This is a genomic window from Micromonospora sp. WMMA1998 (assembly GCF_027497375.1).
GTDB classification, from domain to species: Bacteria; Actinomycetota; Actinomycetes; order Mycobacteriales; family Micromonosporaceae; genus Micromonospora; species Micromonospora sediminicola.
In genome coordinates, this window is the sequence record NZ_CP114911.1 from 2876269 (window position 1) to 2895860 (window position 19592).

At 73.3% G+C, this 19592-nt stretch carries 17 protein-coding genes; 8 read left to right on the forward strand and 9 right to left on the reverse strand.

The window, feature by feature from the left end:
• Positions 1-10: 10 nt before the first annotated feature.
• Positions 11-589 carry a MarR family transcriptional regulator gene (locus O7600_RS12820; protein ID WP_281593793.1) on the reverse strand — a complete coding sequence of 193 codons (579 nt, stop codon included), beginning with the start codon at positions 587-589 and terminating at the stop codon, positions 11-13.
• 95 nt (positions 590-684) lie between these two features.
• Between O7600_RS12820 and O7600_RS12825 the strand changes: the two genes are divergently transcribed.
• On the forward strand, positions 685-1815 hold the full coding sequence (locus O7600_RS12825) for a PP2C family protein-serine/threonine phosphatase (protein ID WP_281593794.1): 1131 nt from the start codon (positions 685-687) through the stop codon (positions 1813-1815).
• A 9-nt stretch (positions 1816-1824) separates the two neighbouring features.
• Here O7600_RS12825 and O7600_RS12830 read toward each other — a convergent pair whose 3' ends face one another.
• The 7 genes from O7600_RS12830 to O7600_RS12860 form a co-directional block, all read right to left on the reverse strand.
• Entirely contained in the window at positions 1825-3306 is a 1482-nt protein-coding gene (locus O7600_RS12830; protein WP_281593795.1) for a sugar transferase, read from the reverse strand.
• Positions 3307-3517: 211 nt separating this feature from the next.
• A complete protein-coding gene (locus O7600_RS12835; protein WP_281593796.1) occupies positions 3518-5272 on the reverse strand; it encodes a substrate-binding domain-containing protein in 1755 nt (584 codons plus the stop codon).
• A gap of 178 nt (positions 5273-5450) precedes the next feature.
• Entirely contained in the window at positions 5451-6485 is a 1035-nt protein-coding gene (locus tag O7600_RS12840; protein WP_281593797.1) for a lactonase family protein, read from the reverse strand.
• Positions 6486-6588: 103 nt separating this feature from the next.
• Positions 6589-7191, reverse strand: coding sequence for an ATP/GTP-binding protein (locus tag O7600_RS12845; protein WP_091571424.1), 603 nt, complete (start codon positions 7189-7191; stop codon positions 6589-6591).
• Positions 7172-7561, reverse strand: coding sequence for a DUF742 domain-containing protein (locus tag O7600_RS12850; protein WP_281593798.1), 390 nt, complete (start codon positions 7559-7561; stop codon positions 7172-7174). The genes O7600_RS12845 and O7600_RS12850 overlap by 20 nt, the downstream gene beginning before the upstream one ends.
• On the reverse strand, positions 7551-7973 hold the full coding sequence (locus O7600_RS12855) for a roadblock/LC7 domain-containing protein (protein ID WP_281593799.1): 423 nt from the start codon (positions 7971-7973) through the stop codon (positions 7551-7553). The genes O7600_RS12850 and O7600_RS12855 overlap by 11 nt, the downstream gene beginning before the upstream one ends.
• Positions 7973-10336: a nitrate- and nitrite sensing domain-containing protein gene (locus O7600_RS12860; protein WP_281593800.1), complete on the reverse strand. Its 2364-nt coding sequence runs from the start codon at positions 10334-10336 to the stop codon at positions 7973-7975. Before O7600_RS12860 ends, O7600_RS12855 begins: the two co-directional genes overlap by 1 nt.
• Before the next feature lie 303 nt (positions 10337-10639).
• Here O7600_RS12860 and O7600_RS12865 point away from each other — a divergent pair, with 303 nt between their 5' ends.
• The 5 genes from O7600_RS12865 (at position 10640) to O7600_RS12885 (ending at position 14942) form a co-directional block, all read left to right on the forward strand.
• On the forward strand, positions 10640-11233 hold the full coding sequence (locus O7600_RS12865; RefSeq protein ID WP_281593801.1) for a hypothetical protein: 594 nt from the start codon (positions 10640-10642) through the stop codon (positions 11231-11233).
• Positions 11234-11306: 73 nt separating this feature from the next.
• Positions 11307-12338 (forward strand): hypothetical protein, encoded by a 1032-nt coding sequence (locus tag O7600_RS12870; RefSeq protein ID WP_281593802.1) that lies wholly within the window; start codon positions 11307-11309, stop codon positions 12336-12338.
• A 138-nt stretch (positions 12339-12476) separates the two neighbouring features.
• Complete coding sequence (locus O7600_RS12875) at positions 12477-14132, forward strand: sodium:solute symporter family protein (protein WP_281593803.1); 1656 nt, start codon at positions 12477-12479, stop codon at positions 14130-14132.
• A gap of 16 nt (positions 14133-14148) precedes the next feature.
• The gene (locus O7600_RS12880) at positions 14149-14472 is read left to right on the forward strand and encodes a hypothetical protein (RefSeq protein ID WP_281593804.1); all 324 of its coding nucleotides are present in this window, start codon (positions 14149-14151) and stop codon (positions 14470-14472) included.
• An 86-nt stretch (positions 14473-14558) separates the two neighbouring features.
• On the forward strand, positions 14559-14942 hold the full coding sequence (locus O7600_RS12885) for a hypothetical protein (protein WP_281593805.1): 384 nt from the start codon (positions 14559-14561) through the stop codon (positions 14940-14942).
• 106 nt (positions 14943-15048) lie between these two features.
• On the opposite strand, the gene O7600_RS12890 is transcribed toward O7600_RS12885, so the two are convergent.
• The gene (locus O7600_RS12890) at positions 15049-16851 is read right to left on the reverse strand and encodes a glycoside hydrolase family 6 protein (protein ID WP_281593806.1); all 1803 of its coding nucleotides are present in this window, start codon (positions 16849-16851) and stop codon (positions 15049-15051) included.
• A 723-nt stretch (positions 16852-17574) separates the two neighbouring features.
• Here O7600_RS12890 and O7600_RS12895 point away from each other — a divergent pair.
• Complete coding sequence (locus O7600_RS12895; RefSeq protein ID WP_281593807.1) at positions 17575-18744, forward strand: hypothetical protein; 1170 nt, start codon at positions 17575-17577, stop codon at positions 18742-18744.
• Complete coding sequence (locus O7600_RS12900) at positions 18731-19552, forward strand: class F sortase (RefSeq protein ID WP_281593808.1); 822 nt, start codon at positions 18731-18733, stop codon at positions 19550-19552. Before O7600_RS12895 ends, O7600_RS12900 begins: the two co-directional genes overlap by 14 nt.
• Positions 19553-19592 lie beyond the last annotated feature (40 nt).

The window sequence follows — 19592 nt, forward strand, 5'->3', positions numbered from 1 at the left end:
CCTGGCCGGGTCAGGCGGTGCGGGCCACCGGGGGTTCACCGGGCGGGTGCGGTTCGCCGGCCGGGTGGGGCGGGGTGGGTTCGACGGCCGGCGCCGACGGCGTCGGCTCGGCCAACGGGTCCCCGATGCGCTCCCCGGAGGGTTGCAGGACCGGCCAGCCCTCGGCCACGGTGGCCTCACCGCGCCGGCCGACCTCGTCGAACTCGCGCATCCCGCGCAGCAGGGCCGCCCGGCCGTCCACGCTCATCCCGGCCAGGATCCGCGCCAGCCGGTGCCGCCGGTCGGTGCGCAGCTCGGCGAGGAGCCGTCGGGCCGCCGGGGTGAGGTGCAGCGAGATCTCCCGCCGGTCGTAGCGGCCCGGCTCGCGCTCCAGCATCCCGGCCGCCACCAACCGGTCACAGAGTCGGCTGGCGGAGGAGAGCAGCATGTCGGTCAGGGTGGCGAGCCGGCGGAGGTTGATCCCGTCATACTGCTCGATGACCATGACCGCGCGGAGCTGGGCTCCGGAGAGCCGGCTGGTGGTGCGCTCCCGCGCCGCCTCCCAGACGGCCAGCAGGGTGCCCGCCGCCTCGTCCAGGGCGGCGGACATACTCGCTTCAGGTCCCCGGGGACCGCGCTCTTCGGTCATGGTGGGCCCGAGACTACTCCCCGGACCAGCCCGGCGACCTGTGCAAAGGAGCAAAGATGAGCGGAGCGGAGGTTCGCGCGCGTCAGATCGTGACGGATGCGCCGACAGATCTCATCGTGGACCGGCTCGCCGCCGAGCTGGCCCGCCGGTACGGGGTCACCCGCACCGAGCTCTACCAGGTCGACTACCGGCTCGCCGAACTGCTGCCGTTGGGCGGCGGTGAGCCGATCACCGGCCCCGGTCACCCGGCCTGGCGCGCCTTCGACCACCAGGAGCCGGTGGTCGTCGACGGGACCGGCTGGTTCCCGGTGGGGATGCGGGGTGAGCGCCGGGGCGTGCTGCGGGTCTCCCCTGCGCCCGACGACCCGGACGCCCTGCGGGAGCTGGACACCATCGCCACCGTGGTCGGGCACGAGCTGGCCGCCGTCACCTCGACCACCGACATCTACCTGGGCGCCCGCCGCAGCCGACGGCTCACCCTGGCCGCCGAGATGCAGTGGGAGCTGCTGCCCGGGCGCAGCCGGATCCGGCCCTCGTTCAGCCTCGCCGGGCAGCTTGAGCCGGCGTACGCGGTGCGCGGGGACAGTTTCGACTGGTCCGACGACGGCCACCGGCTCTGGCTCGCGGTGCTCAACGGCTTCGGCGAGGGCGTGGCGGCGGCGCTGCTCACCTCGCTGGCCACGTACGCTCTGCGCAACGCCCGCCGGGCCGGTATCTCCCTCGCCGACCAGGCCGCCCTGGCCGACCAGGCGATCTTCGCGCAGCATCGGGGCGCGCAGCACCTCTCCGTGCTCCTGCTGGAGCTGGACCTGGCCACCGGCGCGCTGACCGCGGTCGACGCCGGCTCGCCCCGCCTGATCCGGCTGCGCGACGGCGTGGTGGCCGAGCAGGTGCTGGACAAGCAGTTCCCGCTCGGCATGTTCGAGGCCACCGACTACCGGGAGCAGCGGTTCCAGCTGGAGCGCGGCGACCGGCTCTTCGTGGTCAGCGACGGGGTGATCGACGCGACCGCCGAGCAGGTCCGGTACGGCGAGGCGGCGCTGGACCGGTTCCTGCGCCGCACCGGACCGATGGAGGCGCTGGACGCCGTCCGCTCGCTGATCGGCGACCTGCGCGCGTTCGTGGCCGGCGACCTGGTCGACGACGCGGTGGTGGTCTGCCTGGACTGGCTGGGCCCGCAGCCCTGACGGTCCGCCTCAGTAGGCGCCGCGGCTGTTGAGCACAGCGCCGAACGTCTTCCAAAGAATGGTCAGGTCCGCGGCGAGCGACCAGTTCTCCACGTAGTAGAGGTCGAGCCGGATGCCGTCCTCCCAGCTCAGGTCGGACCGGCCGCTGACCTGCCAGAGGCCGGTCATGCCGGGCTTGACCAGCAGCCGGCGGGCAACGTCGCCGTCGTAGCGGGCCACCTCGGAGGGCAGCGGCGGGCGCGGGCCGACGAGGCTCATCTGACCGAGCAGCACGTTGGCGAGCTGGGGCAGCTCGTCCAGCGACCACTTGCGCAGCAGCCGGCCCATCCGGGTGACCCGGGGGTCGTCGCGCATCTTGAACATCAGGCCGTCGGTCTCGTTGCGGGCGGCCAGCTCGGCGAGCAGGGCGTCGGCGTTGACCACCATGGTGCGGAACTTGAAGACGCCGAACTCCTCGCCGCCCTGGCCGACCCGGGTCTGGCGGAACAGCACCGGGCCTCGACTGTCGATCTTGATGGCCAGCGCGATCACCGCCAGCAGCGGCGAGAGCAGGAGCAGGGCGATCAGCGAGATCGACCGGTCGACGAAGCCCTTGACCAGCTTGCGGGCGCCGCGGAACTCGGGTGCCTCGACGTGGATCAGCGGGAGGCCGGCGACCGGGCGGGTGTGGATGCGGGGTCCGGCCACGTCGGTCAGCGCCGGGGCCACCACCAGGTCCACCCCGGTGCCCTCCAGCTGCCAGCCCAGACGGCGCAGTCGGGTCGCGGTCAGCTCGCCCGAGGCGGTGACCGCCACGGTGTCCGCGCCGATCGCGGTGGCCGCCTCCGGGATGCCCCGGAACGACCCGACCACCGGCACGTCACCCAGCCGCTGCGGCACCGGGGCGAGCAGGGCGTCCGGGATGCACGCGCCGACCACCTGGTAGCCCGCGTACGGCTCCCGGCGCAGCGTGTGCACCAACTCCAGCACGTGCGCGGTGTCGCCGACCACGAGCACCTTGCGCGACCAGCCGCCGCCCCGGTAGCGGGCCTTGTGCAGCCGTTTGCGGGCCGCGAACCGGGCCGCCTCCAGCCCGAGCGTGCCGACCGCGAAGGAGATGGCCAGGAAGCCGCGGGAGACCCCGACGTCGGCGATGTAGCCGGCGATGGCGATGCCGCCGGCGAGCCGCAGGCTCGCCGCGCTGACCCGTCGGTACTCGTCCGCGCCGTAGCCGAGCACCTGGTCGTCGTAGCAGCGCATGGCCTTGAGCGAGACCAGCCAGACCAGCAGGAGCACCGGGGCGACCACCACGTAGGGGATCTCGGATCCGGTCGGCTGCTCGTCACCGAACCGGGCCAGGTAACCCACCAGGATGGCCACGGCGAGCACGGCGGTGTCGAGCACCACCAGGACCCGGATGTAGGCCCGCTCCGCGGCTCGCGTCGTCGCACCGGGGCGGTCACCACCGGGTCGCGACGTCCTGGCGGGGGTCAACAGCGTCGCCGAGGTCACGGGTCCTCCCCACTCTGCTCAGGACCGCCCCGCCCCCGCCCGGCTCCGGAGGGAGCCTGCGGTCGGGGCACCCGGTCATCATGCCAAGACAATTATGGTTACCGATTGATTCGGACGCATTACCGTCAGTTCACTTTCCCGTGCTTGACCCGGGAAGCCTTCCGCCGTACCGGAAATCCGGTACGGCGGAAGGCTATCGCTGAGTGTCGGGTCAGCGCGGAGCGGGCGGCCGCAACGCGATCGCCTGCAGGAAGATCTCACCGATCTTGCTCGGGTCGGTGGTCACGAATGCGCCGCCGCCGGTGACGTCCGTGATCGACTTCAGCTCCTTGCGGTTCACCTCGGTGCCGATGCCGATGATGATCACCTGGACCGGCTGCTCGTCGTCCCGCAGCTTCTTCAGCTTGTCGAGCAGCGCCTTCTGCGAGATGCCGTTGTCGTCGTCGTTCTGACCGTCGGTGAAGAGCACGATCGAGTTGACCTTGCCGGGCTCCCAGTCCTGCTGGACCTTCTGGTAGGCCGCGAGCATGGTGTCGTACAGGCCGGTGTTGCCCTTCGACGGCCGGATCGAGGCCAGACCGCGCTGCAGCGAGCCCCGGTTGCCCGACAGCGGGCCGATCCCGACCAGCTCGTTCCAGTCCTGCGAGCCCTGCAGGTTGGTGGAGAACGTCCACAGGCCGATCGACCAGGAGTCGTCGAACAGCCCCAGGCCCTGGCTCGCGGCCGCCACCGTGACCTGTTCCCGGCTGGCGCCGTTCGCCGTGGCCACCGGCTCCTTCATCGAGCCGGAGACGTCGATGACGCAGAGCATCCGGCCGGACTGGGTGGCCACCGACCAGGTGGTGGTGGCCGTCGCGATGGCGACCGGGTCCAGCTCGGCCGCGCCGCCCTGACCGGACGGCGGAACCTGCTTCTCCCCACCGTTGGCCGGGCTCGGCGCGCCCGTCGGCGCCTGGAAACCGCGACCCCAGTTGCCGTCCGGCGCGCGCAGCGACTGGGCGGCGAGCCGGTCCTTGAAGTCACCGGAGCGCAGCGCCTCGTAGAGCACCCGCGCGGCCGACGCCTTGCTCGGCTCGATCCCCGGCAGCACCGCGAACGGGTAGTCCAGCGAGATCGGCGGCGGGTCGAGGTAGAGCGCGGCCAGCTTGAGCGGCGGCTTGGTGTTGTTGTAGGCGATCACGTCCTCCTCGGACAGCGCCGCCGCGCCCAGCCCGTTGGCGATGGCCGTGGGGTCGGACGAGCGCGGGAACCGCGCGAGGAGGTCCTGCCGCAGCGAGGACCGGTTGGTGGCCAGCGCCCGCAGCGCCCCGACCATGGCCTCCTGGGCCTGCGGGGAACCGGCCTCACCGGTGGAGCTGGCCGCGGCGGTCAGCGACAGCAGACCGGACAGGCCGGCCGCGTCCTGCGTCGGCTCGACGATCCCGGCCCGCAGCGGCTTGCTGGCCGTCACCTGCTTGAGCAGGTCGGACCAGCGGAGGTCCTTGTCCGGCCAGCCGATCCGCGAGGCCACCGGCTCGGGCAGCGCGACCACCACCGGGCTGCGCGCGATCGAGGCGCCGTTGCCCGGGGCGAAGGCGCTGGCCCCGCCGGCCTTGAGCCGGACCAGCCAGGTGGAGGAGTCGGGCACCCAGACGTCGGGCGTCACCGCGGTGCCACTGGCCTGCCCGACGCCGGCCAGGGTGGCGCCGTGCTTGCTCGCCACGGCGGCGGCCACGTCTACCGGCTCGGCCGAGGTGACGGCGACGGCGATGCAGGTGTCACCGACCCGGGCGCCGTTGGCGACCCAGTCGTCGGCGGCGCCGCGCACCGCCGGGGCGATCTCCGGGGCGGCCGACACCGACAGCTCGATCCGACCCGAGCAGTTCGGGCCGGCCAGCTGCTGGTATCCGAACCAGGAGCCGGCTACGACGGCGACGAGGGCGGTCGCCGCCGCGGCGGCACCTGCCCCACGAAGGTTAGTACGCATGCGATGGCGGCCAGACACGGTGACCATCTTGCGTATCTCGTGGGGTTACTGCCACAACCGTTCGGACGAAAGTTACGCAGGAGAAACAGTTGATCACCTAATCGATACGCTGAGTCACGAACCAGTGATCCCAGGTGATCCCGGTCCACTCCGGACAGTGCTGTCCGTCACCGTTCCGTCACACCAGAACGCACGTCGGACTCGCCACCGGCACCGGCTCACCGACCCGCTCCGGCACACCGCTGCCCGGGTCCACCCGGAAGACGCCGATCAGGTCGGCCCGCTCGTCGGCGACGTAGAGGTGCTCCCCGGCCAGCGCGAAGTGCCGGGGCCACCCACCGCCGGTGTCGACCTCGGCCACCAGCTCCGGCGCGGCGCCGTCCAGCGCGAAGACGGAGACCGTGCCCACGCCGCGGTTGCCCACGTAGAGGAACCGGCCGTCCGCTCCGACGGCCACCTCCGAGGGCTGCACGTGCCCGGTCCGGCCGCTGGCGTCGACCCGGACCCGCTGGTGCAACCCCTCCGCCGTCAGGTCGTACGCGGTCACCGTGGCGTCCAGCTCACCGACCAGCCAGGCCCGCCGGCCGTCCGGGTGCCGGGCCAGGTGCCGGGGACCGGTGCCGGCCGGCGTCCGCAACCGGGGCGCCCGGGGCACCAGCCGCCCGGAGGCGACGTCGAGGTCGTACCGGTAGACCGAGTCGGTGCCCAGGTCGACGGCGAGCAGGGGCCCGTCCCCCGGGTCGGGCGAGACCATGTGGCAGTGGGCCTTCTCCTGCCGCTCCGGGTCGGCGCCGTGCCCCTCGTGCCGGACCAGGTCGGTGCGCTCCCCCGGCACGCCCTCGGCGTCCACCGGGAACACCGCCACACTGCCGCCGCCGTAGTTGGCCACGAACACGTGCCGGCCGTCCGGCGCCACCGCGAGGTGGCACGGCTCGCCACCGCCGGTCGGGAGAACGCCCAGCGGCGCGAGGTCGCCGTCCGGCGCCACCCGGAAGGCGCTCAGCCGCCCCTCGGACAACTCGTTGACCGCGTAGAGCACCGGAAGCGCCGGATGCCGGACGAGGAACGACGGCGACGGGGTGACCGCCGCCGTGCCGAGCGGGGTCAGCGCCCCGGTCGCCGGGTCCCGCCGCGCCGCGACGATCCCCTCCGCCCGTCCCCCCGCCTCCGCCGTGTAGCCGCCGATGTGGACGACCTCGCCCGTGCCGGTCACCGCTCCCACCTTCCGCCGATCCTGCCGCGATCCCACCAGAGGCTTCCCGGAGAACCGCCCGGTCACTCGTGATTCGCCGACCGGATCCAGGACGGGGCGGCGCTCAGCCCACCGGCACCGGCTCGCCGCGCTGCCGCGCGACGTGCTCGACCAGCGAGATCAGCACCAGCTTGCCGGACTGCCGGTCCCGGGCGTCGCAGAGCACCAGCGGAACGTCCGGATCGAGGTCCAGGGCGTCCCGCACCGCCTCCAGCCCGAACCGCCGGGAGCCCTCGAAGCAGTTCACCCCCACCACGAAGGGGACGCCCCGCTGCTCGAAGTAGTCGATCGAGGGAAAGCAGTCGGCCAGCCGGCGGGTGTCGGCGAGCACCACCGCGCCCAACGCCCCGAAGGCCAGCTCGTCCCAGAGGAACCAGAACCGGTCCTGGCCCGGGGTGCCGAACAGATAGACCTGGAGGTCGTCGTTGATGGTGATCCGGCCGAAGTCCATGGCCACGGTGGTGGTGGACTTCTGCTCCACCCCGGAGACGTCGTCGGTGCCGAGACCCGCCCCGGTCAGCACCTCCTCGGTCTGCAGCGGCCGCACCTCGCTCAACGCGCTGACCAGCGTCGTCTTGCCGGCGCCGAAGCCGCCGGCGATGAGGATCTTCAGGGCCAGCGGCAACCGCGACGCGGCCGGCTCCCGGTCAAAGCGCACGGAGTCCACTGACCACCGCCTTGAGGATGTTGTCGTCGGGCAGGTACGCGGTGGCCGGGGGACGGTGCACCGCGACGAACCCGTGGGCGAGGAGGTCGCCGAGCAGCACCCGGACCACGCCGACGGCGAGGTCCAGGTCGGCGGCGAGGTCGGCGACGGCCTTCGGCCGCCGGGCCAGCTCGACCAGGCGGCGGTGCTCCGGCTGGAGACCGGGCGCGCCGGCGGACTCGGCCGCCGGCGTGGTCAGCACGAAGGCCAGCAGGTCGAAGCCGTCGACCGGGGGGCGCACCCGCCCACCGGTGAGCGTGTACGGGCGGACCACCGGGCCCGCGTCGGCGTCCAGCCACTCGTGCTGGGGGCCCGGGGACTCAGCGCGCATCGCTCGGCTCCCCCACGGCCCGGGCCGGTGCGGCCAGATTCTCCCCGACGCGGATCACCAGCATCGCCATCTCGTACGCCACCAGGCCGATGTCGGCGTCGGCGTCGCTGGCCACGGCGAGGCAGGCGCCCTGCCCGGCGGCCGTGACGAACAGGTACGCCGACTCCATCTCCACCACCGTCTGGCGGACCGCGCCGCCGCCCAGGTGCCGGGTGGCACCCTTGGCCAGGCCGGAGAAGCCGGACGCCAGCGCGCAGAGGTGCTCCGCGTCGGCGCGGTCCTGGTCGGCGGAGGCGCCGAGCAGCAGCCCGTCCGCGGAGAGGACCACCGCCTGGCGGGCGGCGGGGACCCGTTCCACCAGGTCGTCGAGCAGCCAGTCGAGATCGGCGTTCTGCCGCGTCGTGTGCACCACTAGGCGTCCCTCTCAGTCGCGGTTCGATGGTCCGGCGCCGGCGAAGAGGGCTCCGTCGCCGGCGCCGGCGCGGTGGACGGCGTACCGGTCTCGGCCGGCTCGGCGGCGGACGCGTCCCGCAGCCGGGCGGCGGACGGGCCGCCGGTGGCGCGGGAGCCGTCCCGACGCCCCCGGGCGGTGCCCGCCTGCAACGCGGACATGGCCCGGCGGGCCTCCTCCGGCGTCCGGTGGGCCGGCACGTCGGCGACGGCCGCCCGGGGACGCGCCGTCGGCCCGCGCCGACGCACCCGGCGGGGCAGCCCGTCACCGTCGGCCGGCGGTTCCACGGTCGACGCGCGAGCCGTCGGCAACGGCACCACGGTCGGCTCGGAGCGGTCCCGGTTCGGCCGGCCCGGCCGCCCCCGCGGCACCGTGGTCAGCCGGGTCACCTTCGCCATCCGCCGCCGCTCCGGCCCGGCCGGCGTGGCCTCCGCGCCGACCGGCGGCTCCTCGGTGATCAGGTCGGAGGGGACGAGCACCGAGGCGGTCGTGCCGGCCGGCCCGGCCGGTCGCAGCTCCACCCGGACCCCGTGCCGGGCGGCCAGCCGGGCCACCACGAACAGGCCCAGCCGGGCGCTGTCGGCCGGGTCGAACTCCGGTGGCGCGGCCAGCTTGCGGTTGGCCGCCGCCAGTGCCGGTGGTGACATGCCCAGGCCCCGGTCGGTGATCTCGATGGCGTAACCGCCCGGGACGGTCCGGCCGGTGACGTCCACCCGGGTGCCCGGCGGGGAGAACGCGGTGGCGTTCTCGATCAGCTCGGCGAGCAGGTGGATCACGTCACCGACGGCCCGGCCGAGGACCCCGGCGGACTGCACCTCGCCCACGTCGACCCGGTCGTACGCCTCGACCTCGGAGATCGCCCCGCGCATCACGTCCACCGCGGCGACCGGGCGGCGCCAGCCGCGCCCGGGCGCGGCGCCGGCGAGGATGACCAGGTCCTCGGCGTGCCGGCGCAGCCGGGTGGCCAGGTGGTCGACCTGGAACAGCCCGGCCAGCTCGTCCGGGTCCTCGGTGCGGCGCTCCAGCCGGTCCAGCAGCGCCAACTGCCGGTGCACCAGGCCCTGGCTGCGGCGGGCCAGGTTGAGGATGACCTCGTTGAACCCGCGGCGCAGGGTGACCTCGTCCACGGCGGCCCGCACCGCGGTCCGCCGCACCTCGTTGAAGGCGCGCGCCACCTGGCCGATCTCGTCGCCGCCGTGGTCGAGTTCGGGGGCCTCCCGGTCGACGTCGACCTCCTCGCCCCGGCGCAGTCGGGCGACCACGTCGGGCAGCCGCCGCTCGGCCATGTCGGTCGCGGCGCTCCGCACGCCGGTCAGCCGGTGCGCCAGCGACCGGCCGACCCGCAGCACCACCAGGACGCAGACCACGACGGCCACCAGGCCCAGCACCCCGGCGGCGGCGAGCTGGACCAGGATGCGCACGGCCATCGGCACCGACCGTTCGGCCAGGCTGTCCGCGCCGCGCAGCTCGAAGTCCCGCAGTCCCTGCCAGACCTCGGTGTGGCTGCTCTCCCAGGCCCGGACGTCGAACCGGGCGGGCAGCTCGGTGGAGCGGATCAGGGTGTCCTGCAGGGCGCGCAGCCGGAGGAAGCCCGGGCCCTCGGTCAGCCGCTGGTAGCCGGCGCGCTCGTCGGGCGGCAGGTCGGCGACCGCGTTCTCGGCCAGGAAGCGCTGGTTCTCGACGGTGCGTACGAGCTGCTCGTGCTCGCCCTCGGCGTACCGGCCGGCCGTGACCGCGCCGGCGAGCAGCGCGTCGGCCTGGCCCAGCAGCTCGCGGGAGCGGCCCAGCGCGGTGAGCGCCGACGCCTCCCGGTTGAGCTGCACGTCGGGCAGCGCGGCCATGGCGGAGAACGCCTGGAAGGCGGAACCGACCATCCCGCTGTAGAGGCCGACCGCGCCGGCCCGGTCCACCTTCCGGTCGTCGATGAAGGCCCGCCCCGCGGGCAGCGCCTCCAGCGCCGAGCCCAGCTGGTCGAGCCGGGCGTCGAGCTGGTCGTCGGCCGCGTCGCGCAGGTCCTCGCCGTCGATCCGGCGGCGCAGCTCGGCCACCGCCCGGTCGGTGCGGGCCCGCTGCTCGCCCAGCTCCGGCAGGGCGGCGTCACCGGCCAGCTGGACCACCGAGAGCCGCCGTTCCCGTTGCAGCTCGGCGACCACGGTCTCGCCCGGGCGGCCGAGGTCGTAGAGGAGGGTACGCGCGGCGAGCAGGTCGAGGGCGGGGCCGAAGGTGAGCGTGGTGGCGAAGATCCACAGCGCCAGCAGCCCGGTCACCGGGCCGATGACCAGCGCGGTCAGCTTGGCGCGGATCGGCCAGTCGCGGGTGTTCAATCAGACCTCGCCCGGGAAGGTGTCGCTGGGTGGCGCCGGCAGCGGCCGCCAGATCGCCGGCCACGACGCCGGGCCCCGACCCGGACGCCTTGGGCAGGATACGTAATCCCGGACGGATGCACTACCGGCCGTCTCGCCGCTCACTACGGTCCGGAACGGTCACGCCGGACACCGATGGACTCCGGTCGCGGGCCGTTAGGGCGTCGCCGAACCGCCGGCTCTCGCGGACCGCGGCGGAAAGTGCTCCGGAACGGGATTGGCGATCACCCGCAGGAGGGAATACCTGCGGGCGAAGGAGGAGCCATGTCGCCCACCCAGGTAGTCGTCATAGTCATCGTCGTCGCCGTCATCGCCGCGCTGGTCGCGCTCGCCGTGGTCGCCAGCCGCCGGCGGGCCCTCAAGCAGCGCTTCGGCCCGGAGTACGACCGGGCCGTCGCCGAGCAGGACAGCCGGGGCGCCGCCGAGCGTGAGCTGCGCGAGCGCGAGCGCCGGCACGCCGAGCTGGAGCTGACCCCGCTGAGCCCGGAGTCCCGGGCCCGGTACGCCGCCGCCTGGGAGGACCTCCAGGTGCGCTTCGTCGACTCGCCGGCGGAGACCGTCGGCGACGCCGACGAACTGGTCGGCCGCCTGATCGCCGAGCGCGGATACCCCACCGGGGACTTCTCGGACCAGATCGCCCATCTCTCCGTCGAGCACGCCCGCACCCTGACCCACTACCGCGACGCCCACGAGATCCGGCAGCGCAACGAGCGCGGCGAGGCCGGCACCGAGGACCTCCGGCAGGCGCTGGTGCACTACCGGGCCCTCTTCGCCGACCTGCTCGGCGAGGACCCGGTCGGCCAGCAGCCGCCGGAGCAGCGCCACCCCGACCACGAGCACGACGCCACGAGCCGCTGAGGAGGCCGCCGCCATGCGCCAGGAAGAGCAGCAGGTCACACAGGACCACCCCGAGGCCGTACGGTCCGCGCCGGTGCCGGTCCCCCCGCCGGGTGACCACACCGACGCCGACCGGCCGGAGGCCGATCGCGCGGACCGGGCCGAGGTGCCCGAGGACGCGCTGGACGACCGGGGCACCTTCGACGACCCGGCCGTGACCGACCGACGGGACGCGGACCTCGACGAGACCCGCGGGTACGACGCCGGCGAACTGCGGGACGCGGCCGACCGGACGGACGACGCGGACGACACACGCGACGCCGACGGCCGGCCGGAGTTCCACGAGCCGGCGCCGCTGCCGACCACGTTCGGGGCGGCCACGGTGGGCGACGCGGTGGCCGCGTCGGCGTTGGCGAGCGGCCGGCCGCAGGACGAGCGGGACGCGCGCGACGAGGACACCGCCGTCCCGGGTGACGGCGCGCCGGGCCGCACCGAGCCGCTGGACGACGAGCGGGCCGACCCGACCGCCGGCGACCGACTGCACGACCGGGACCGCTGGGAGGCGGAGCACTCCGACGCCGGCCCGGGCGCCGACGCGGTCCGCGACGACAGGTCCACCGACGGGGTGGTCCGGGACGACGCGCCGGCGGACGGCGCGGTCGGGTACGGCAGCGCCGAGCCCGGTCTGGTCGATCCGGACAGCGAGCCGGTGCCCGCGGACGCGGACGGCGGCCGGCACCACACCGTCGACCCGGACACCGCCACGGCGGCGGCGGGCGCGGCGGCGGTCGGCGCGGCCGGCTCGGGCACGGCGCTGGCCGGCGCGGACCGGCCCACGCCGGGCGCGGTGCCGGCGGACGCGGCGACGCTGTTCGCCCCGGAGGCCGCGCAGGGCTTCCGGGACCGCTGGCGCGACGTCCAGCTGCGCTTCGTGGACGACCCGCGCGCCGCGGTCGGCGAGGCCGAGTCACTGGTCGAGGAGGCGATCGAGGCGCTGGCCACGGCGTTGCGGGAGCAGCGCACCCGGCTCGGCGCCTGGCAGGAGTCCGGCTCGACCGACACCGAGCAGCTCCGGGTGGCCGTGCGCGGCTACCGCGACTTCCTGGACCGCGTGCTGGGCCGCTGAGGCCCTGGCCTGCCCCGGAGCCCCGGCCGCCGACGGCCGGGGCTCCGTCGTGCCCGACGGACCACGCAGGAGGCATGAAATTTCGCAATCGGGGTACCTGCCGGCGCAGCACGCACCCACACGAGGGGAGCAACGGGCATGGGTAGCGGCCTACGGTTGAACATGAACGCCCTGGACTACCTGATCCTGGCGCTCTACTTCGTCACGGTGCTGGGGGTCGGCTTCGCCGCCCGCCGCGCCATCAAGACCAGCGTGGACTTCTTCCTGTCCGGGCGGTCGTTGCCCGCCTGGGTCACCGGCCTGGCGTTCGTCTCGGCGAACCTGGGCGCGCTGGAGATCATCGGCATGGCCGCCAACGGCGCCCAGTACGGCATCATGACGGTCCACTACTACTGGATCGGCGCCGTGCCGGCGATGGTCTTCCTCGGCATCGTGATGATGCCCTTCTACTACGGCTCGAAGGTCCGCAGCGTCCCGGAGTACCTGCGGCTGCGCTTCAACCGCCCGACCCACCTGCTCAACGCGATCAGCTTCGCGGTCGCCCAGGTGCTGATCGCGGGCGTGAACCTCTACGCGTTGGCGCTGATCATGCAGGCGCTGCTGGGTTGGCCGCTCTGGGTCGCGATCGTGGTCGGCGCGGCGATCGTGCTGGCGTACATCACCGTCGGCGGCCTCTCCGGCGCGATCTACAACGAGGTGCTCCAGTTCTTCGTGATCATCGCCGGTCTGGTGCCGATCACGGTGATCGGCCTGGTCAAGGTCGGCGGCGTGAACGGGCTGATGGACGCGGTACGGGAGTCCCGGCTCGGCGAGGCCGGCCTGCACGCCTGGCAGGGCACCGGCAGCACCGACAACCCGCTCGGCGCGCACTGGCTGGGCATCGTCTTCGGCCTCGGTTTCGTGCTCTCCTTCGGCTACTGGACCACCAACTTCGCGGAGGTGCAGCGCGCGCTGTCGGCACGCAACATGAGCGCCGCCCGGCGGACCCCGATCATCGCGGCGTACCCGAAGCTGCTGATTCCGGTGGTCACCGTGATCCCCGGCCTGATCGCCCTGATCACGGTCAAGGGGCTCGGCGCCGACCAGGGTGACCTGGTCTACAACAACGCCATCCCGCTGCTCATGCGCGACCTGCTGCCCAACGGCGTGCTCGGCATCGCGGTCACCGGCCTGGTGGCCTCGTTCATGGCCGGCATGGCGGCCAACGTCAGCGGCTTCAACACCGTCTTCACGTACGACATCTGGCAGGCGTACTTCCGGCCGGACCGGCCGGACGGGTACTACGTGCGGGTGGGCCGGATCGCCACGGTCGTGGCCGTGGTGGTCGGCATCGGCACCGCGTTCATCGCGGCCGGCTTCAGCAACATCATGAACTACATCCAGGCGCTCTTCTCGGTCTTCAACGCCCCGCTCTTCGGCACGTTCATCATCGGCATGTTCTGGCGGCGGATGAGCGCGCTGGCCGGCTTCTGGTCGCTGCTGTCCGGCACGGTGGTGGCGATCGCCACCTACGTGCTCTACAAGACCGGCGTGATCAGCTTCAACTCGGACCTGGAGGAGAGCTTCTGGGGCGCGGGCCTGGCCTTCGTGACCGTCGCGGTGGTGGCCGCGATCGTCACGCCGCTGACCCGGCCGAAGACCGACAGCGAGCTGACCGGGCTGGTGTACGGCCGCAGCGACACCACGCTGGCCGACGACTCGCTGGCCGGCGACGCGGCCTGGTACCGCTCGCCGGTGCTGCTCGGCGTCGTCGCCGTGATCCTGGCCGCCCTCTTCTACATCCCGGTCTTCTGAGGAAGGGACCCACGCCATGGCAGACAACGAGGACCGCCACTACCAGGGCGGCGAGGCCCACGACCCGCTGGTCGACGAGACCGAGGACGCCCGGGAGGCGCGTTCGGCGGCGGCCCGGCTGTTCGACATCCGCCGGGTGATCGGCGGGCTGTTCGTCGTGTACGGCCTGATCGTCGGGCTGATGGGACTCTTCGACTCCTCGGCCGAGATCGACAAGGCGCAGGGCGTCCGGATCAACCTGTGGGCCGGCGCGGTGATGCTGGTCTTCGGGCTGCTCATGCTGCTGTGGCAGCGGCTGAGCCCGACCGAGGCGCCGGAGCCCGGGCCGGACGACTCCTGATCCGGCGGGCTGTCGGGCCCGGTCGGCATGGCCGGGCCCGCACCGGGTACGCCGGGGATCACGCAGTGGGACAGGAGGGCAGCAGCATGACCGATCGTGACCGCGGTGGCGAACGGCCGCTGGAGGAGACCCCCGAGGTGGCGGCGGCGGTGGACGACGACAGCACGGTGCCGCAGCTGCGTGCCGGCGGCACCGACCCGGACAACCCGACCTTCACCGAGCCGGACGGCGCGGTGGCCGACACCGGCGCGCCGGACCTCATCGGCGACCCCTACGCGGCCGGCACCGGTGCGACCGGCACCGGCACGGGCGCCGGCGGGGACAACATCCGCACCGGCGCGGAGCAGCCGTGGGAACCGGAGGACCTGGTGCGGGCCCGGGGTCAGGACATGACCCCGGAGAACCTGGAGCGGGCCCGCCACGACCTGGCCGAGCTGGGCCGGGCGGCGATCGAGCGTACGGTCCCCTGACCCCGGACGGCCGGGGGCCCCTGGCCGACGTGGGCGTCGACCAGGGGCCCGGGGAACCCGCGCGGCGGTGCCTCACTCCCGCCGCCGCGGGTGGTCCGGCGGTGACTCAGAGCGCCGGGTAGGCGTTCTGCATCAGCTGCGCGAACTGGGCCGGGAACCACGCGCCGGAGATCGGCGCGTCCGGCAGGGCGCCGGAGAGGTTGTTCCCGTTGCGGGCGTTGCCGGTGTACGTCGGGTCGCACATCCGGTCGAAGCCCTTGCCCTCGTTGTTCGGGATCTCCTTGCTGGAGCCGTCCGACTCACCCGGGGGCTTCACCCACACGTAGGCGTCGATGCCGGGCTCCGGGTTGGCCTTCGGCCGCTCGCCGAGACCCGCGCCGGCCTGGTTGCACCAGTTGCCGAGGTGGATGCGGCGGTCGACCCGACCACCGTTGACGTACGCGTCCACGCTGGTCAGCGGGCCCGGCCCGGTGGGCCGGGCGGTGCCGCCCCAGCCGTTGCGGGAGGTGTCGATCAGCATGCCGATGTTGCTGTCGAAGCCCACCGAGACCAGCTTCTGCCGGAACGCCTGGGCGAAGGACAGCTCGTCGACGTACTGGTTCCAGTCGATCCACTTGGACTGCCGCACGGTCTGGCCGTTCACCGAGTCGGTGATCTTGACGTACGGCTCCTTGAGCGCGGAGTAGTTGGCCGTGTTGACGATGAAGCCCGTCACGTTGCGCACCGTGCTGCCGGACGCGACGGCGGCGGCCTTGAGCTGGTCGGCGACCGGGCCGAAGTTGCTGTCCCAGCCGATCCAGCCGTGGTGGGCGGCGTCGATGTAGTTGTAGACGTTGCCGATCGCGCCGAGCTTGGCCAGGGCGTAACCCACGCCATTGACGTAGGCGCCGTTGGCCTTGACCGTGTCGCACATCGCGGTGCCGCCCGGGTTGCCCGAGGTGTTGGTCACCAGGTTGGGCAGCGAGTCGATCTCGATGATGTTGACGATGCGCAGGTTCTTGTACTTCGCGTCGCTCTGGATCGCGGCGATCGGGTCGATGTACTCGGACTTGTAGCGGGGCAGTTCGTCCGGGCCCAGCTCGCCGTTGGAGGCCAGCGCGGCGCAGTCCCGGCCGGGCAGGTTGTAGATGACGAACTGGATGTAGCCGGCGCCCTGGGCGAGCGCGGCGTCCAGGTGGTCACGCACGCCCATCGCACCGTTGGAGCTGCTGTCGGTGGTGCCGTTGATGGCGGCGATCCGGTCCAGCCAGACCGCGGTCGGGTTGTTCGACACCCGGTTGCCACCGGCCACCGACTCGGCCTTGGCCTTCCACTCCGGGTTCACGTACCCCTTCACCCCGGCGTACGGGTTGTCGACCTTCTGCCCCGGCGGGGTCGTGGTCGGCGGGGTCGTGGTGGGCGGGGTGGTGGTTGGCGGCGTCGTGGTGGGCGGCGTCGTCGTCGGCGGGGTGGTCGTCGGCGGGGTCGTGGTGGGCGGCGTGCCGCCGTTGCAGACCGTGCCGTTCAGGGTGAACTGGGTCGGCTTCGGGTTGCTGCCGCTCCACGCGCCGTTGAACCCGATGCTGGTGCTGGCGCCGGTGGCCAGCGAGCCGTTGTAGGACTCGTTCTGCGCGGTCACGTTCTGGCCGGTCTGCGACCACTTCGCCGACCAGCCCTGCTGGACGCGCTGCGAGCTGTTCGGGAAGGTGAAGCCGAGGTTCCACGAACTGACCGGGTCACCGAGGTTCTTGATGACGACGGTGGCGGTGAAGCCACCGGGCCAGTCGCTGGTGGTGTAGTCCACGCTGCACTGGGTCGCGGCCTGAGCCGCGGTGACCGGGAGGGTCACCAGCCCGCCGGCCACGAGGACGCCGGCGCCGGTGAGCGCGAGCGTCCGGCTCCGGCCGGACAGCCTTCTCCACAGATTCATGCCACTGATCTCCTTGGGCGAGACCGGATCCGCGTACGGCCCGGCGGAATGGCGGCGGCGGTCGTCCTGCGGGAACGGCCGTGCGCGCCACGGGTTTCTTCGGGGGACGCCCGACCCGGACGGGCGTGAGGTGGTGGTGGTGCCGACCGGTCCGCAGGACCGGCCGATGGGAGCCCGACGTCGCCCGGTGAGACCGGTTGCCCTCGACGCCTCAGCTCGCGGTGTGGCTCCCCGAACCGCGTGCAGCGATTCTTGCATGGGAGCGCTTCCATGGCAATGCCTCGATACGCCTCCCCGACCCTACCTCCCAACATCCCGCCCTACGCTGGCTCGCGCGGCTCGCGCGGCTCGCGCGGCTCGCGCGGCTCGCGCGGCTCGCGCGGCTCGCGCGGCTCGCGCGGCTCGCGATCTTGGCACGAAACGGCCCCCAGAGGGGCCTCGCCATACCAAGATCTCCAGCCTGTCCGTCATGCGGACCGGTTGTCCCAGCGAGCAGGACGCACCGGGGGTGGCCGGAGAAGCGGAGCGAACGGGGCAGCAGGGCGACGTGGTCCCGGAGGGGCGCACACCGGACCTCCGGCCGACTTAACACCATCATGGGCACATCATCGGCAAACTCCTAAAAACGAATCTTTCCCCGAATAAGTCGCGAAAAGGTCTAACGTCGGCGGTAGCTCGACTGACGTCGGGCTCAGGACGAACAGGGATGGAGTGACGCTGGTCATGGCTAAGAAGATGCTCGGGAAGGTCGTCGCAGGTGCCGCTCTGGGCGGCGCGGGCCTTCTCGTGTTCACCCCCGGGATGGCCTACGCGGGCGGACACGACGAGGGGAAGGTCATCGCCAAGCCGCACGTGGTCAAGGCGGGTGACACCGTCGAACTGCTCGAGATCTGCTCCGAGCCCCAGGAGCACGCCACCGTCTGGTCGAAGGTGACCGGCAAGGTCGACCTCCACCCGGCCCGTGACGGCGAGCACGGCGACTGGTCGGACAAGGGTGGCGACTGGTCCGACAAGGGCGGTGACTGGTCCGACGGAGGTTGGAACGCCGACCAGGGCCCCGACGGCAAGGACGAGCACGGTCGCGACGACCACGGCAAGGGCCCCGACGGCAAAGACGACCACGGCAAGGCCCCGGAGGGTCGGAACGAGCAGGGCAAGGACGACCACGGCCCGGGTGGCAACGGCATGCCGCAGCCGCCGGCCGACGTTCCGCAGCCGGGCGGCGAGCAGCCGGGCGGCATGGGCGGCGGGGTGGCCGCCGACCACGGCGACCAGGCCGACTGGCAGGGCCACGAGGAGTACGGCCAGGACGCCGAACCGGGCTGGGAGAAGGAGCAGCCGGGCCGGGACGCCGCCGACTGGGCGATGGACGAGCACGGCAAGGACGGCAAGGACGGCCACGGCCGGGACGCCAAGGACGAGCACGGCGCCTGGCAGGACGGCAAGGACGACTACAGCAAGGACGACTACAGCAAGGACGACTACGCCAAGGACGACTACGGCAAGGACGACTACGCCAAGGACGACTACGGCAAGGACGCCAAGGACGACCACGGCAAGGACTGGCAGTCCGGCGGCGAGTACGGCCACGGCGGCGACGAGTACGACCGTGGCGGCGACGAGGCCGGCTGGGAGCACGGGAAGGACTTCGTCTACTACGGCGAGGCCACCGTCTCCGAGCACGCCCGCCCCGGCCGCTACGAGCTCAGGGGCTCCTGCGGCGAGGGCGAACTGGTGGTCCTGCCCCGCGGTGGCGTCGACGGCGGTGACGGCGGGATGGCCACCACCGGCGTGGACCGCGGTCTCGCCACCGGTGGCGCGGGCATGATCGGCGCCGCGGCGCTGGGCGGCCTGGTGCTGCTGCGTCGGCGGCGGGCCGGTGGCCTGGTCTGACCGGACGACGACCCGGGCCGGCGGCCGTCACGGGAGACCGTGGCGTGCCGCCGGCGCGGCCGTCGTCGTCCTGCTCGCCATGGTGGGCGCCGGGCTGATCGGCGCGTCCGTGCGGACCGTCCCAGCGCCCACCCCGCCGCAGCCGATCGCGCAGGCCGGGCCGGTCGCCACCGACCCGGCACCCGACGTCGACCTCGACCCGACAGTGGAGGAGACGTCCTCCCCCGACGCGCCGGTCACGCCGCCCGGCGCCGCCGTCGGCTCCCCCACCCCGGCGGCCGCCACCCCGCCGGCGCCGGCCGTCTCGGGCACACCGGCCGATCCGGGTTCGCCGGCCGCGCCGGTCGCGCTGCCCCGGTCGGCGCCGACCACCATCTCGATCCCCCGGATCGGGGTGTCCGCCGAGATCATGACGCTCGGCACCAACCCGGACGGCACGGTCCAGGTGCCCCCGTTGGACCAGGCGATGAAGGCCGGCTGGTACTCCCCCGGCGCCAGTCCCGGCGAGGTCGGCAACGCCGTCGTCGTCGGGCACGTCGACTCCGCCCAGCTCGGCCCGGCGGTCTTCTTCAACCTGGGCGCGCTGGTGCCGGGCGACGCCATCGCCGTCGTCCGGCAGGACGGCTCGACCGCCACGTTCACCGTGGACGAGGTCCGGTCGTACCCGAAGACCGCGTTCCCGGCGGAGCAGGTCTACGGCCCGTCCGACGTGCCGGGCCTGCGGGTGGTCACCTGCGGCGGGGTGTTCGACCGGACCGCCGGCAGCTACCTGAACAACATCGTCGTCTACGCCCGGATGACCGCGTAGCCGCGAACGGCCGTGGCCCGGCGGTCGGTTCCCCGACCAC

What these genes read in the sequence shown, in the direction of transcription:
- O7600_RS12820 (WP_281593793.1), bottom strand. Translation starts at nt 589, where the DNA reads ATGTCCGCCGCCCTGGACGAGGCGGCGGGCACCCTGCTGGCCGTCTGG.
- O7600_RS12825 (WP_281593794.1), top strand. Translation starts at nt 685, where the DNA reads ATGAGCGGAGCGGAGGTTCGCGCGCGTCAGATCGTGACGGATGCGCCG.
- O7600_RS12835 (WP_281593796.1), bottom strand. Translation starts at nt 5,272, where the DNA reads ATGCGTACTAACCTTCGTGGGGCAGGTGCCGCCGCGGCGGCGACCGCC.
- O7600_RS12850 (WP_281593798.1), bottom strand. Translation starts at nt 7,561, where the DNA reads ATGCGCGCTGAGTCCCCGGGCCCCCAGCACGAGTGGCTGGACGCCGAC.
- O7600_RS12865 (WP_281593801.1), top strand. Translation starts at nt 10,640, where the DNA reads ATGTCGCCCACCCAGGTAGTCGTCATAGTCATCGTCGTCGCCGTCATC.
- O7600_RS12875 (WP_281593803.1), top strand. Translation starts at nt 12,477, where the DNA reads ATGGGTAGCGGCCTACGGTTGAACATGAACGCCCTGGACTACCTGATC.
- O7600_RS12880 (WP_281593804.1), top strand. Translation starts at nt 14,149, where the DNA reads ATGGCAGACAACGAGGACCGCCACTACCAGGGCGGCGAGGCCCACGAC.
- O7600_RS12885 (WP_281593805.1), top strand. Translation starts at nt 14,559, where the DNA reads ATGACCGATCGTGACCGCGGTGGCGAACGGCCGCTGGAGGAGACCCCC.
- O7600_RS12890 (WP_281593806.1), bottom strand. Translation starts at nt 16,851, where the DNA reads ATGAATCTGTGGAGAAGGCTGTCCGGCCGGAGCCGGACGCTCGCGCTC.
- O7600_RS12895 (WP_281593807.1), top strand. Translation starts at nt 17,575, where the DNA reads ATGGCTAAGAAGATGCTCGGGAAGGTCGTCGCAGGTGCCGCTCTGGGC.